At 36.4% G+C, this 14723-nt stretch carries 13 protein-coding genes; all 13 read left to right on the plus strand.

The window, feature by feature from the left end; genetic code table 11:
• Positions 1-25 precede the first annotated feature (25 nt).
• The 13 genes from OLM57_RS10180 (at position 26) to OLM57_RS10240 (ending at position 14647) form a co-directional block, all read left to right on the plus strand.
• Positions 26-673, plus strand: a complete 648-nt coding sequence (locus tag OLM57_RS10180; protein ID WP_264563586.1) for a GNAT family N-acetyltransferase — start codon at positions 26-28, stop codon at positions 671-673.
• Positions 674-712: 39 nt separating this feature from the next.
• A complete protein-coding gene (gabT, locus tag OLM57_RS10185; RefSeq protein WP_264563587.1) occupies positions 713-2059 on the plus strand; it encodes a 4-aminobutyrate--2-oxoglutarate transaminase in 1347 nt (448 codons plus the stop codon).
• Between the two features lie 80 nt (positions 2060-2139).
• Complete coding sequence (locus OLM57_RS10190) at positions 2140-3720, plus strand: amidohydrolase (RefSeq protein ID WP_264563588.1); 1581 nt, start codon at positions 2140-2142, stop codon at positions 3718-3720.
• 94 nt (positions 3721-3814) lie between these two features.
• A complete protein-coding gene (locus OLM57_RS10195; protein ID WP_264563589.1) occupies positions 3815-4300 on the plus strand; it encodes an Lrp/AsnC family transcriptional regulator in 486 nt (161 codons plus the stop codon).
• Positions 4293-5594, plus strand: coding sequence for an aspartate aminotransferase family protein (locus OLM57_RS10200; protein WP_264563590.1), 1302 nt, complete (start codon positions 4293-4295; stop codon positions 5592-5594). The genes OLM57_RS10195 and OLM57_RS10200 overlap by 8 nt, the downstream gene beginning before the upstream one ends.
• 62 nt (positions 5595-5656) lie before the next feature.
• Complete coding sequence (locus OLM57_RS10205) at positions 5657-7078, plus strand: NAD-dependent succinate-semialdehyde dehydrogenase (protein ID WP_264563591.1); 1422 nt, start codon at positions 5657-5659, stop codon at positions 7076-7078.
• Positions 7079-7115: 37 nt separating this feature from the next.
• Positions 7116-7766: a GNAT family N-acetyltransferase gene (locus OLM57_RS10210; RefSeq protein WP_264563592.1), complete on the plus strand. Its 651-nt coding sequence runs from the start codon at positions 7116-7118 to the stop codon at positions 7764-7766.
• Positions 7767-7884: 118 nt separating this feature from the next.
• The gene (locus OLM57_RS10215) at positions 7885-8982 is read left to right on the plus strand and encodes an ABC transporter substrate-binding protein (protein ID WP_264563593.1); all 1098 of its coding nucleotides are present in this window, start codon (positions 7885-7887) and stop codon (positions 8980-8982) included.
• A 75-nt stretch (positions 8983-9057) separates the two neighbouring features.
• Positions 9058-9903 carry an ABC transporter permease gene (locus OLM57_RS10220; protein ID WP_264563594.1) on the plus strand — a complete coding sequence of 282 codons (846 nt, stop codon included), beginning with the start codon at positions 9058-9060 and terminating at the stop codon, positions 9901-9903.
• A 2-nt stretch (positions 9904-9905) separates the two neighbouring features.
• A complete protein-coding gene (locus tag OLM57_RS10225) occupies positions 9906-10679 on the plus strand; it encodes an ABC transporter permease (RefSeq protein WP_264563595.1) in 774 nt (257 codons plus the stop codon).
• A gap of 2 nt (positions 10680-10681) precedes the next feature.
• Positions 10682-11719 carry an ABC transporter ATP-binding protein gene (locus tag OLM57_RS10230; protein ID WP_264563596.1) on the plus strand — a complete coding sequence of 346 codons (1038 nt, stop codon included), beginning with the start codon at positions 10682-10684 and terminating at the stop codon, positions 11717-11719.
• A 51-nt stretch (positions 11720-11770) separates the two neighbouring features.
• A complete protein-coding gene (locus OLM57_RS10235) occupies positions 11771-13216 on the plus strand; it encodes an aldehyde dehydrogenase family protein (RefSeq protein WP_264563597.1) in 1446 nt (481 codons plus the stop codon).
• 78 nt (positions 13217-13294) lie between these two features.
• The gene (locus tag OLM57_RS10240) at positions 13295-14647 is read left to right on the plus strand and encodes an NAD-dependent succinate-semialdehyde dehydrogenase (protein ID WP_264563598.1); all 1353 of its coding nucleotides are present in this window, start codon (positions 13295-13297) and stop codon (positions 14645-14647) included.
• Positions 14648-14723: the final 76 nt, after the last annotated feature.

Here is a 14723-nt window from a genome sequence, read left to right on the forward strand (position 1 = left end):
CTAAATATCCAATACTCTAAAAGATATGATTGCTAAAAAGATTTTGAATGATACATTTTTAATAAGAATCGCAAAAGTTGAAGATACTATCCAAATGGAGTATGTACAATCTAGATGTTATCCTACGTTGCATGAATCGGAAATTTTGGATAGAAATCATTTTGCCAATCATATAAAAGTTTTTCCTGAGGGTCAAATTGTTGTAGAAAAAGAGGGAATTATTGTGGCTTCGGCCAGTACTTTTAGATGTGATTTTCCGGAACACGACAGTACTTTTCTGGAAGAAACAGATAATTTATGGATTACCAATGTGCAAATTCCAAACGGTGATTGGATGTACGGAATAGATATGGGAGTTTTGCCGGAATATAGAGGATTGGGACTTTCAAAAGAAATGTATAAAGCACGAAATGAGGTGTGTGCAGCACTCGGATTGAAAGGACAAATCATTGCAGGTATGACCATCGGTTATGGAAAAGTAAAAGACCAAATGACTATTGAAGAATATTGCAAAAAGGTTATGAACAACGAAATAATTGATCCAACAATTACACCGCAACGTAATGCTGGATTTCGATGGATTCGGCCTTTATACAATTATATCAATGATCCTGAAGCAGGGTTTGGAAGTATATTAATGTATAGGCCAGTCGACGAGAATTATTATTTATAGATTAAAAATTAAAGAATAAAAAAAATAAAAAAAAATAAAATGGGAACTCAAATTAAAAAAGTATCAGAAATTCCAGGGCCAAAAAGCAAATTGATTTTAGCAAGGAGAGCGGCTGCTTTACCGGCTGGGCTTGGAAAATCTACCGAGGTGGTAGTTGAAAAAGCAGAAGGAGCATTGGTGTGGGACGTAGATGGAAATCAATTGATTGATTTTGCTGGCGGAATCGGAATGGTAAATTTGGGACACAGACCACAAGTGGTTATTGATGCCGTAAAAGAGCAATTGGACAAATACATTCATCCGGGAGCCCTTGTAACTACATTTGAACCTTATTTGGAATTTGCCGAATTGTTAAACGAAATTACGCCGGGTGATTTCCCGAAAAAGACGTTATTGGCAAATTCTGGTTCTGAAGCTGTTGAGAATGCAGTAGCCATTGCGAGATATTATACCAAAAGACCTGCCGTTATTTGTTTTGAAGGAGCCTATCACGGACGTACCATGCTTACCTTAAGTTTGACTAGTAAATATGGTTTATTCAAAAAAGGATTCGGCAGTTATGCACAAGATATTTATCGTTTTCACTCTCCAAATGTATATAGAAGACCAAATTCTATGACCGAGGAAGAATATATTGATTTTTGTATCGAACGTTTTGATCAAAATTTAATTTCTCATGTAGATCCATCTGCCGTTGCGGCTATTATTATTGAGCCAGTTCAAGGTGAAGGTGGATTTATTCCGGTACCAAAACGTTTCTTGGAAAAAATTAGAAAAGTGTGTGATGAACATGGAATAGTATTCATTGCCGATGAGGTTCAGGCAGGAGCGGGTAGAACTGGAAAATTTCTTTCTATAGAGCATTCAGGTGTAGTTCCGGATATTGTTACGATGGCAAAATCAATTGGATCTGGATTGCCAATTTCTGCTATTACTGGAAAATCCGAAATCATGGATGCACCACATTTAGGTGGAATTGGTGGGACGTATAGTGGAAGCCCAATTGCAGTTGTTGGAGCGCTTGCGACCGTGAAAGAAATCATCAAACCAGAATTTTTGGATCGTGCAACGCATGTTGGTAAAATCATTACCGACAGAATCAATGCCATGAAAGAGAAATTCGAAATAATTGGTGAAGTTCGCGGACTTGGAGCTATGCTTGTGGTTGAGTTTGTAAAAGACAGAACAACCAAAGAACCCGATATGGATTTTGCAATGGCGGTTATCAAAAAGTCGGTGGCTAATGGTTTGATTTTAATTAGAGCGGGATTGTATACCAACTGTATTCGTTTCTTGCCACCAATTGTAATTACTGACGAACAATTGAATGAAGGTCTTGATGTAATCGAAGCTGCTATTCAAGACGTATTGAACGAGAGAGGATAATATATTTTTGAATGTGTTTCCAAATAGGTTTCTAAAACGGGTTAGGAACTTGAAAATCTATAATTAAATAAAAAAAAAGAGTGCTACTAATTTTAATACATAATGCCACAATTATTACTATGGATGAGGCTTTCGCCATTGCTGATTCCATAGTAATTAATGATTTAGGCAAGATTGAAGCGATTGGTACTGTAACCGAACTTCGAAATCAATTTGGTTCTTTTGAGAAAGAAATTGATTTTCAAGAGAAAACTATAGTTCCAGGACTCAACGACGCGCATATTCATGTTTGGAAAATTGGACATCTTCGCACCTATATGTTGGATGTTCGTGGCGTAAAATCGATAGTAGAATTCAAACAAAAGCTTAAAGATTTTGCTGCCAAAAATCCAAACTCGGAGTGGATTATGGCTCGCGGAATCAATGAAATGGTACTCGAAGAAAAGCGTTTACCTACCAAAGAAGATTTGGATGAAATCATTTTAGACCGACCTGTTTTTGTCATAAGAACTTGTGCCCATATTGGTATTGCCAATTCCAAAGCGATTGAAATTTCGGGAGTTAGTGAAGCTACCGAAGTGCCTTTTGGAGGTGAAATTCGCAAGAATCAAGACGGCAGTTTGCAGGGAATTTTTACCGAAAGAGCTTTGGGTTTAATAATGAATAAGATTCCTCCTTTTACTTTCGAGGAATATAAAAATATGATTCTTGAAGCGCATGATTATTTGTTAAGTCTAGGAATCACTAGTGCTACAGATCCTGCGGCCAACGAAGAATTGCTTGCGGCCTATATTCAATTGGATCAAGAAGGTTTACTCAAAGTGAGAATGAACGTTTTTCCACTTCGAATTCCAGACGGTAGTGACGAAATTCAGGTGTTGCCGGAACAATATGAATCGGAATTTTTGCAAATAAAAACCGTGAAGTTCTTTTCGGATGGAGGGTTGAGTTCGGCTACGGCGGCATTGAATGTTCCTTATAAAAACACCGATGGCTACAAAGGAGTGTTGCGATTGGATTATGATAAATTTTATGCCACAGCCAAAGAAGCGGTGGATAAAGGTTTCTCGGTAGCGACGCATGCCATTGGTCATCAAGCAGTCGATTTGACTTTGAAAGTGTATAGTGATTTGTTCAAGATCGATCCTACTTTAAGACACAGAATCGAACATGTTGGGTTTTTATCACAAGAAAATATAAATGATTTCAAACGAATGAATATGACTGCTGCGATGCAACCCGTATTTATTTATGAACTGGCCAATAATTTCAAAAGCACTTTGCCAGATGAATTATTAGATGTCGTTTATCCGTGCAAAACGGTTTTAGATAATGGAATCAATTTGGCTTTATCAACAGATGGACCAGTAGTGAAAGAAATTAATCCTTGGGTAAATATTGAAACGGCGATTACCCGAAAAGCAGCTGATGGTTCTATTATTGGCGAAAGCCAAAAAATTACTTTGCAACAAGCATTGTATGCATATACACAAGGAAGTGCTGTTGCCGATAATCTCGAAAATATAAAAGGAAATTTGACTGTTGGGAAATATGCCGATTTTATCGTTTTAAATCAAAATCCTTTTGAATTGAATACAGTTGCTACTGTAGAATCTATTGAGACTTGGGTTGCTGGTATACGCAAATATAAAAAGTATTAGGTTGATTCGAAAATAAAACCAAAAAATCGTTTTTTATTGCAAATAAATTAATTACTTTTGATTTATTATAAAATATTTACAAAATCAATTAAAGATGAGTGTATTAGACGATGAATTAGATTTCCAAATTTTGACATTATTGCAAAAAGACGGTAGGATGTCATTTACTGAAATTTCAAAAGAGATAAATGTTGCAGTAAGTACTATAAGGCACCGTTTTATCAATTTGGTTGAAGATGGAACTTTGAAAATAATAGGAAGGATTGATCCAAATAAAATTGGGTTCAATGCTTATGCCAGTATTTTGATTTCGGTCAAACCAAAAACGTTCATGAACTCAATTTTTGAAGAGTTGACTAAATTGCCAGAGGTGAGTTTTTTGGCATCAGTATCGGGTGATTTTGATATAGAAGCGAATGTAATGTGCCGGGATATGGAACATTTGAATGAGTTAATTGGAGATAAAATACATGTTTTGGAAGGTGTTTTTGATACCAAAACCAATATGTATATGAAGATTTATAAAATAGCGCAACCCGATTTGGAGTTGGCAAAATTATCAAGCAAACAAAATGAATAATACAGATAGATTATACGAAAGAAGAAAGAAAAGTGTTCCAAACGCTTTGGGGATTTTTAATCCTTCCAGTATTCAATCGGCCAAAGGCGCCATAATCATTGATGCCGATGGTAGAGAACTGATTGATTTTGCTGGTGGAATTGGTGTAAATAATGTAGGACATGGTGTTCCTGAAATTATTGAAGCCATTCAAAAACAAGCCGAAAAATTTATTCATGCTTCATTCAATGTTTCGGTGTATGATCAATATTTGGATTTGACTGAAAAATTATGTGAAATATTACCTCATGGCGAATCTACAAAAGCGATGCTTACTTTATCAGGTGCTGAATCTGTAGAAAATGCTATTAAAATTGCTCGTGCGGTAACCGGAAAATCGGGAGTTATCTGTTATGATGGTTCTTTTCATGGTCGTACCATGATGGCGATGACTTTGACATCCAATGTGAAATACAAAGAAGGAGCTGGACCTTACGCACCCGAAGTATATCGTTTGGAATATCCATATTACAAACCGAGCATGATCGGCAGAATGACTCAAGATGAGTTTGATGATCTAATGATTATGAAGTTGCATAAAACTTTTTCGTCAACCGTTTCTATTAGTCAGACCGCTGCGATTATTTTGGAATTGGTGCAGGGAGAGGGCGGTTTTACGGTAGCTTCCAAAAAATACGTTCAATATTTACGCAAATTCTGTACCGAAAATAATATCTGTCTGATTTTTGATGAGGTGCAATCCGGCTTTGGTCGTACCGGAAAATGGGCGGCTTACGAGCATTATGATGTAACACCAGATTTGTCTACTTGGGCAAAATCTATGGGTGGCGGAATGCCGATTGGTGCTGTAATTGGGAGACAAGAAATTATGGATGCCATAAAACCAGGACTTATTGGAGGAACTTATTTAGGAGGCCCGTTGAGTTGTGTGGCTTCATTGGCAAGCATCAATTACATGCAAAAAAATGACATCAATGCTGCTGGCAAAAAAGTCGGTAAAATTGTTCATGATAAATTCAAACACATACAATCTTTATATCCGGAAACGATTACTGATGTACGTGGATTGGGAGCAATGTTGGCTATCGAATTCACCAATCCAAAAACCGGAATTCCAGATGGTGTGGCCACAAAAGCAATTGTAGATAAATGTTTGGCCAATGGATTGATTGTGATTACATCAGGAACTTACGGAAATTGTATTAGAATTTTGAGCCCGTTGTTTATTGAAGATGAAGTGTTGCATAAAGGCTTAATAATTTTGGAAGAAGCGATAGAAGAGGTTTTATCTTAAATCGGATTTATCTAAAAAAAGCAAATTAATTTAAAATATCCCCCATTTTGGGGTCAAAGGCTATGAGAAAGCAATATATAAATGGAGAATGGTGCGACGCAATAGATGGCGCAAAATGGGATTTGCAAAGTCCATCGACGGAAGAAATATTGGACAAAGTTCCTTTCGGAAATTCGGCCGATTGCAAATTAGCCATTGATGCAGCAGATAAAGCTTTCAAAGGATGGAAAAATACAACTCCTTATTTTAGAGCCGAGTTTCTAAAAAAAGCGGCCAACTATATGAGGGAAAATGTGGAGGCTTTCGCAAAAGAAACCGCTTTAGAAACGGGAAAACCAATGTTGGAGGCAAGGGGAGAATGGCAAGTTTCTGCCAATCTTTTCGAATGGTATGCTGAAGAAGGAAAACGCAGTTATGGAAGGGTAATTCCTTCGAGTAGAATCGACAAACGTTCGATGGTTATTTATCAGCCCTTGGGTGTCGTTGGTGTGATTACAGCTTGGAATTTCCCGGCTTATAATCCGGCAAGAGCAGTAGGAGCTGCATTGGCTGCGGGTTGTACTGTTGTAATGCGAGGTTCCGAGTTTACACCATTGTCGAGTTTTAATATGGCAAAAGCCCTGCATGAAGCAGGAATTCCGAAAGGAGTTTTTAATTTAATCAATACCGAACCAGTTTCTACAGGAACGGAAATGATTGAAAATCCTTTGTTGAAAAAAATAAGTTTTACTGGAAGTACTCGTGTTGGAAAAATATTAATGGATGGTGCTTCAAAAACATCAACAAAATTGTCATTAGAATTGGGTGGAAATGCTCCTGTTATAATTGATAAAGATGTTGATGTAGTATCGATTGCACATCAGGCTTTGGTTGCCAAATTAAGAAATTGTGGACAAGTTTGCGTAGCACCACAGCGTTTTTATGTGCATTCGAGTATTTTTAATGAGTTTATTTCAGTAGTAAAAGAGGATATTTCGAAACTAAAAACAGGAATCAATAGTGGAGATATTGATTTTGTTGGACCACTGATTAATAAAACGCAACAAAACCATTCATTGGCTATGCTCGAAAAAGCAAAAAGCGAAGGAGCAGTTGTTCATATTGGTGGAGAAAAATCAGAGAAAGGTTTTTTTGTGCATCCTGCCTTAATTGAAGCAAGACAATCACAATCATTTATCAAAACGGAAGTATTTGGACCGTTAATGATTGTAATTCCTTTTGATACTCAAGACGAAGTTATCGAATGGGCAAACGATACGGAATATGGTTTGGCATCTTATGTCTTTACCAATCACATTAAAAATGCAAATATTTATGCCGAAAATCTGGAATTCGGGATGGTAGGTATCAACGAATGGGCGGCACACGGAACAGAATTGCCTTTTGTTGGAATAAAAAGCAGTGGAATGGGTCACGAATCAGGATCAGAAGGATTGAAAGAATATTTGGAAATGAAATTGATTAGCTACGGAAATATGTGCTAAATTATAAAAAGACCACAATCAAAAATGCCATCAAATTATGAAAAAAGAGATTTTAGGCAAATATATTTTGCAAACGCCTTTGCCGGAACATGCAAAACAACAAGCCGAATTGCAGGAAATTGTATTTCCAACATTATCAGCTGAAGAATTAATTACAGAAGAAAAATACAAAAGACATTTGGAGATTTTTCCCGAAGGGCAGTTTATAGTTTTGGATGGGGATAGAGTGATTGCTTCCTGTACGACTTTGCTTCAAAATTACCATAAAGGGCATCATACTTTTTTGGAAATTTCGGATGATTTATGGCTGGGAACCCACGATCCAAAAGCAGAATGGATTTACGGACTGGACGTTTCAGTTCATCCCGATTATCAAGGAAAAGGAATTGGTAGAGAAATTTACAATGCACGTCAGGATGTAGCCAGACAATTGGGTTGTTTGGGACAAATGACTGCTGGAATGCCAATTGGATATGATAAAGTTAAAGAGCAAATGACCATTGCAGAATATTGCGATAAGTTGATAAAAGGAGAAATTATAGATCCAACAGTTACGGCTCAAACCAAATGCGGATTCATTCTTGTTGAACCTTTATTCGATTATTTAGACGATCCAAGAAGTGGTAATTGCTCCGTTTTAATGTATTGGCCATTAGACCCAAATACAAAATTAAGTGAACATCATTAATCAAAAAGTGTTCAGTTTTTAATGAACAGAAAAAAGAGAATTTAATGATATAGTACAGTTTTAAACTAAACTTACAAACCTTCTAAACTATTATAACCAACCAAAAAAACCAAACCAAATGAAAAAAATAGCATTATCGTTACTAGTACTAGCCGGCTTATTCTCAAGCTGTGGTAAAAAAGCTGAAGAAGCAAAGACAGGAACAGTTGATTTGGAAGCATTAAAAGGCTCTACTTTAAACATTCTCGCTTGGGAAGGGTATGCAGACGCTTCATTTACCAAAGAATTTGAGGAAAAATATGGAGTAACCGTAAAAGGAACCTATTTTGGATCTTCGGATGAGTTGGTTTCAAAATTACAAAGTGGTGGTGGTGCTAGCTATGATGTTATTACACCTTCGTCTGATGTGGCGGGATATATTGTTTCTTCTGGTTTAGTTGAAGCGATTGAGACCGATCAAATCAAAGCTTGGGATTCGCTTTCTCCAACACTTTTGGCAATGAAGGACGTTCAAAAAGACGGAAAATTTTATGGTATGCCTTTTACTTGGGGGCCAGACTATTTAATTTATAATGCTGATGTAATCAAGGAAACTCCGACTTCGTGGAGCCTTTTTAATGATCCAAAATACAAAGGTAAAATTGCTTTGTATGATGATATTTCTTCTATTTATTTAGTGGCACAAATGCTAGGTTTTGATAAAACAGATCCAAATGCTTTATATAATATGAGCGAAAATCAATTATTGGCCTGTAAAGCAAAATTGGTAGAAATGAAACCTCAAATCCGAAAATTTTGGGCTTCGGCAGGAGAATTGGATAATTTATTCAAAAACAAAGAAATTGTAGCTGCTGTGGGATGGCCTCTTACTCCCGCTAATTTGAATAAACAGGGAATGAACATCAAAGCCGTGATTCCTAAAGAAGGAGCAACGGGATGGATTGACCGTTTGATGATTGTAAAGGATGCCAAAAACAAGCAATTGGCACAACTTTGGTTGGATTATGTTTCCCAACCAAAAGTAATGGCTCAAGTGGCAGAATTTACGCAGTACTACGTAGCAAACCCAGCTGCAAATGCACTATTATCTCCAGAAACTCAAAAATTAATGGATGTGGCAAGTATGGATGCAATGTTCAAAACGTTGAATTTTTGGCAACCCGTAAAAGAGAGAAAACGATACAATGAAATTTGGAATGAGGTAAAAAACCAATAGTTTTATTGAGCTTGATATATCCTGACAGTTTTTTTGAATCTGTCAGGTATTGTTTTTAATTCTGTTTTTTTAACTATGAAGAATATCAATAAATACTTTCTAATTTTTCCATTATTGTTGTGGTTGCTACTATTTTTGGTATTGCCCTATATCTTCATTTTGACGCAAAGTGTGCTGTCAACAGATGATTTTGGGAAAGTGGTATACGATTTCAATTTTGATTCTTACATCAAGATTTTTACAAATCCGTTGTATTACGAAACATTGATTCGAACTTTTTTTTACGCCATTATTGTGGCTTTGGTTTGCATTCTGTTGAGTTTGCCATTAGCCTATTTTATTGCTTTTAAAGTCACCAAAAACAAGTCGTTCTATTACACTTTAATTGTGTTGCCTTTTTGGATGTCCTACATTGTGAGAGCCTATGCATGGAAAATTATTCTTGGTGAAAACGGAATTTTCAATTCCTCATTAATGAATTTGGGTATAATAGATAAGCCTCTACGCTTTGTGTTGTATTCTGATTTTTCTGTGATTCTGTGTTTGATTTATATCTTTTTGCCTTTCGTTTGTATACCAATTTATACTTCGTTCGAACAAATTTCAAAATCATTGGTTGAGGCCAGCAAAGATTTAGGAGCCAATTCTTGGGTGACTTTTCGAAAAGTAATTTTTCCATTGATTCTTCCCGGTGTAATATCTGGAGGGACTTTAGCCTTGGTGCTTACGCTTGGGGACTTCTTGGCAGCATCACTTTTGGGCGGTCCCAACACATTGTTTATATCGAGTATTGTTCAAAATTTATTTGGAACATCCAATGACAAACCGCTGGGATCAGCAGTTGGAGTAGTTTTGCTCGTATTGGTTTTTATATTACTAGAATTGTCGTCTCGTTATGAGAAAAAACACGAAACTCAATAATCATGAAAAATGTAAGAGCATTTATAATTTCCTTTTCAGCCTTTTCGGTGCTGTGGTTTTTGTATTTCCCAATATTCATTATTATTTGGTTTTCATTCAATAAAGAATCGGTAAGTTCATTTCCAATAGAACATTATTCGTTGGATTGGTACATAAAATTATTTCACAATCAATCAATGATTAATGCTGTTGAAGTCAGTTTTATAATTGCAATATCAAGTACGCTCGCCGCTTTAATAATTGGAATACCGTCTGCTTATGCGCTACACAAGTACAATTATTTTGGTAAAAACTTTTTGTTAAAAATCATTTTGCTTCCCATAACGCTTCCTGGAATTGTGACGGGAGTTGCCATGTTGAGTCTTTTTCCTTTAATGGGAATTCCATTGTCATTGAAAGCCGTTTTTATTGGTCATACGACTTTCTTAATTGGGATTATGATTACACAGATTTTGGCTAGATTCAAGAAATTAGATCCTTATCTGGAAATGGCCGCTTTTGATTTGGGAGCCAGCCCGTTGTCAGCTTTTTTTAGAGTGATTTTACCCAATATAAAAACAGCCATAATTGGCGCCGTTTTATTATCACTGGTATTATCAATGGATGAAATACCTGTTACTTTTTTCTTGATTTCAAGAGAAAACACATTGCCGATAGAAATTTATGGAATGATGCGTCGAGGGATTACACCCGAAGTAAATGCTGTGGCAACTTTGGTATTTTTAATATCGTCAGCGGCCATTTTTATTTCGTTAAAATTTAATAAAGAGAATTAAGCATGAGTAAATTAGAATTAAAAGGAATCAGTAAATCATACGGAAGTGCGCTTATCGTAAACAATTTGGATTTAGAAATTCAAGATGGAGAATTTTTGACCATTTTGGGGCCAAGCGGTTGCGGGAAAACAACAACGTTGCGCATGATTGCAGGTTTCGAAACTCCCGACAATGGACAAGTTTTACTCAATAAACAAGATATTTCGCAATTGCCTCCATATAAAAGAAATGTAAATACAGTTTTTCAAAATTATGCCTTGTTCCCGCATCTTAATGTGGCTGAGAATATTGCTTTTGGTTTGCACCAAAAAAAATTAAGCAAAACCGAAACCAATAAACGAGTGGATGAAATGCTAGAATTGGTTCAAATGACGGCTTTCAAAACCAGAAAACCTTTTGAAATGTCAGGTGGACAACAGCAACGTGTAGCTATTGCGAGAGCGATTGCACCCGATCCCGAAATTTTATTATTGGATGAACCTTTAGGAGCATTGGATTTGAAATTAAGAAAACAAATGCAATTTGAATTGAAACAGTTGCACAAGGATTTGAACAAGACTTTTGTATATGTAACGCACGATCAGGAAGAAGCCTTGACTATGTCGGATAGAATTGCAGTGATGAATCACGGAGTTATAGAGCAATTGTCGAACAGTCAAACCTTATACAATCATCCTAGAACCAAATTCGTGGCAGGATTTATTGGTGAAGCAAATTTGATTCCAGTACAAATAGCTAATACTTCAACATTTACATTAGAAGATAAAACCTTTAATTTCAATCATGAAATAAGTGATAATAAGGGAATATTATTTATTAGACCCGAAAATGTTTCGTTTGATACAATACATGACATATCGCTTCAGGTTACTATCGAAGATGTCATTTTTGTGGGGAATCATAGAAAATACAAATTGGTAACCGCGTCAGGTCAAAAAATCATTAAAACCGAAGATTCTTCGGTGGCATTAACAAAATTAATTGGTCAAACAGTGACTATTTATTTATCACCAAGTCTAATTCAGATTTATAATTCATAAATATTTTAGATTTTGGAGCAATCTGAAATCTAATTTCTAAAATAAAAAATTATGTATAAAATGTATATCAACGGTGCTTTTGTGAATGCGGCATCAGGCAAAACAAGAACAATATTGAATCCTGCGACCAAGGCTGCAATTGCTACAGTTCCAGAAGCACAAATTGAAGATGTAAATGGGGCTGTCGACGCCGCAAGAGCTGCTTTTGATGGAGACGATTGGAAAAGTAAAACGGCTCAAGATCGTCAGAAAATATTGTTTGCAATAGCGGGAAAAATAAGAGACAATTTTGATGTTTTTGTAAAATTGGAAGTAGAAAATAATGGTAAGCCCATTCGTGAAGCCGAATTTGATATTGATGATGCGGTATCTTGTTTTGAGTTTTACGCAGGATTAGCGACCAAGATTCACGGCGAAACGATGAGTGTTCCTGGAAATTCATTTAGTTATGTAACTCGCGAGGCTATTGGGGTTTGTGCGCAAATTATACCTTGGAATTTTCCGTTCCTGATGTGTGCCTGGAAACTAGGACCAGCTATTGCAGCAGGGAATACCGTTGTTTTAAAACCATCCGAAGTGACACCATTGACAGCTTTGTTTTTGGCACAATTAATAGCCGAATTGGATATTCCAAAAGGGGTAATTAATATTGTAACAGGCGATGGCCCCATTGCTGGAAATGCTTTAATCAGCAACACCAAAATTGATAAAATTGCTTTTACTGGAGGAACTTCAACAGGAAAATATATTGGCAAAATCGCTGCCGAAAATCTTAAGAAAGTTACTTTAGAATTGGGAGGAAAAAATCCGGTAGTCATTTTTGACGATTGTAAAATGGACTTGGCTATTGATTGGGGACTGTTTGCCGCTTTCGCCAATAGCGGACAGGTGTGTACAGCGGGATCACGAATTTTGATTCAGGATACTATTTATGATGAGTTTGTAAAACAGTTTGTGGCTAGAGCCAAAAATATAAAAGTGGGTGATGGAAGTGATGCCGAAAATACAATGGGACCTATTGTATCTCAAGCTCATTTTGACAAAATTAAAGCCTATATCGAGGTAGGAAAAGGGGAAGCTACATTGGCTTTTGGAGGCAATACAGATGACAGTAAAGGATTTTTTATTGAGCCAACCATTTTTACAGATGTTACTCCAAATATGCGAATTGCCAGAGAAGAAATTTTTGGGCCTGTAGTTGCATTATTGAAATTTTCCACTGAAGAAGAAGCAATTGCAATTGCCAATGATACCGAATATGGTTTGGGTTATGGATTATTTACGCAAGATGTAACACGTGTTCATCGGGTAATGCCGAAGATAAGGGCAGGAATTGGATGGGTTAATTTTTATCATCCTACCTTCAACGAAATGCCATGGGGTGGTTACAAACAATCAGGAACTGGTCGAGAATTAGGGTTGTATGGTATTGAAAATTATCTCGAAATAAAACAAGTCAACATCAATCTAGATACAGATCCGGTGGGATGGTACTAGAAAGTAAATAGGCAGTAATCAGTTTTTAGTTTTCAGTTGAACAACTTTAAACTTTCAAACTTTAAACAAAAAATTACAATGATATTCAAATCTATAAATCCGTTTACACAAGCAGTAATTGCGGAGCATGAAGTATTAACCAATGCGCAATTGACACAAAAACTGCAATTGGCTGAATCCGCTTTCAAGAATTGGCGCACTACCACTTTTCAGGAAAGAGCCGATAAAATGAAAAAACTGGCTGATATATTAAGAGCCAACAAAGACGAGTTGGGTTTGCTGATTACCAATGAAATGGGTAAAACGCTGCCAGAAGGAATTGCTGAAGTCGAAAAATCAGCAGGGAATTGTGATTTTTATGCTGAGAATGCTGAAAGAATGCTGAAAGATGAACAGTATGACACGCCTTTCAAAAGTATGTCGGTTTATGATCCATCAGGTGCTGTTTTTGCGATTATGCCTTGGAATTATCCTTTTTGGCAAGTGCTGCGTTACGCTGCACCGGCAATTATGGGTGGAAATGTAACGCTTTTGAAACATGCACCAAACGTTATTGGTTGTGCCAAAGCCATAGAAAATGCTTTTTTGGAAGCTGGTTTTCCAGAAGGTGTTTTTCAGCAAATAAACATTGATATTCCGCAAGTAGAAAGTGTAATTGCTGCTGATATTGTTTCAGGAATAACCTTGACAGGTAGTGAAATGGCCGGTTCTTCTGTTGCCGCATTAGCAGGAAAACATATTAAAAAATCGGTGATGGAATTGGGTGGTTCGGATGCTTTTATTGTTTTGAATGATGCCGATTTGGAAAAAGCCGCAACTGTAGCTACTCAATCGAGAATGTTAAACGCAGGTCAGGCTTGTATTTGTGCCAAACGTTTTATTGTTACGGAAAAAGTGGCTGATGAATTTGCAGATTTGTTTGCTCAAAAAGTAGGAGGATTGCAACAAGGAAATCCATTGCAAAGCGGCATTAACATGGGACCTTTGGCTAGAATCGATTTGGCCGAAAAGTTAAGTTATCAATTGGAGCATTCTTTAAAGCAAGGAGCTAAAATGGTAGTAGGAGGAGAGCGGGAGCATTGTAACTTTCAACCCACCTTGATTGATTTTGTGGATGCTAATAATATCGCTTTTCAGGAAGAAACTTTTGGCCCACTAGCTACAATTATTAGGGCTAAAGATGAAAATGATGCGATTGCAATTGCCAATAATCACAGATACGGTTTGGCTTCTGCAATTTGGACTGAGGATAGAGAAAAAGCCTATAAATTGGCCAGAAGAATAGAAGCAGGTAATGTTTTTGTCAATTCTTTGGTGCGATCAGATTCTAGGATTCCATTTGGTGGGACCAAAAAATCAGGCTACGGAAGAGAATTATCCGAAATAGGAATTAAAGAATTTATGAATATGAAATCAGTGATTATTGAATAGTTATTTCGCAAAGAAGGCACAAAAGAGGATGGAAATTCAATTGATTTAAATTATCTAAAATAAAATATTGAATTAA

This window comes from Flavobacterium sp. N3904, from assembly GCF_025947305.1.
Lineage (GTDB): Bacteria > Bacteroidota > Bacteroidia > Flavobacteriales > Flavobacteriaceae > Flavobacterium.

Bases quoted from the DNA above. Each gene is read 5' to 3' on its own strand.
- OLM57_RS10210 (WP_264563592.1), top strand. From the start codon at position 7,116: ATGAAAAAAGAGATTTTAGGCAAATATATTTTGCAAACGCCTTTGCCG.
- OLM57_RS10205 (WP_264563591.1), top strand. From the start codon at position 5,657: ATGAGAAAGCAATATATAAATGGAGAATGGTGCGACGCAATAGATGGC.
- OLM57_RS10215 (WP_264563593.1), top strand. From the start codon at position 7,885: ATGAAAAAAATAGCATTATCGTTACTAGTACTAGCCGGCTTATTCTCA.
- OLM57_RS10225 (WP_264563595.1), top strand. From the start codon at position 9,906: ATGAAAAATGTAAGAGCATTTATAATTTCCTTTTCAGCCTTTTCGGTG.
- OLM57_RS10235 (WP_264563597.1), top strand. From the start codon at position 11,771: ATGTATAAAATGTATATCAACGGTGCTTTTGTGAATGCGGCATCAGGC.
- OLM57_RS10240 (WP_264563598.1), top strand. From the start codon at position 13,295: ATGATATTCAAATCTATAAATCCGTTTACACAAGCAGTAATTGCGGAG.
- OLM57_RS10200 (WP_264563590.1), top strand. From the start codon at position 4,293: ATGAATAATACAGATAGATTATACGAAAGAAGAAAGAAAAGTGTTCCA.
- OLM57_RS10195 (WP_264563589.1), top strand. From the start codon at position 3,815: ATGAGTGTATTAGACGATGAATTAGATTTCCAAATTTTGACATTATTG.
- OLM57_RS10180 (WP_264563586.1), top strand. From the start codon at position 26: ATGATTGCTAAAAAGATTTTGAATGATACATTTTTAATAAGAATCGCA.
- OLM57_RS10220 (WP_264563594.1), top strand. From the start codon at position 9,058: ATGAAGAATATCAATAAATACTTTCTAATTTTTCCATTATTGTTGTGG.
- gabT (WP_264563587.1), top strand. From the start codon at position 713: ATGGGAACTCAAATTAAAAAAGTATCAGAAATTCCAGGGCCAAAAAGC.
- OLM57_RS10230 (WP_264563596.1), top strand. From the start codon at position 10,682: ATGAGTAAATTAGAATTAAAAGGAATCAGTAAATCATACGGAAGTGCG.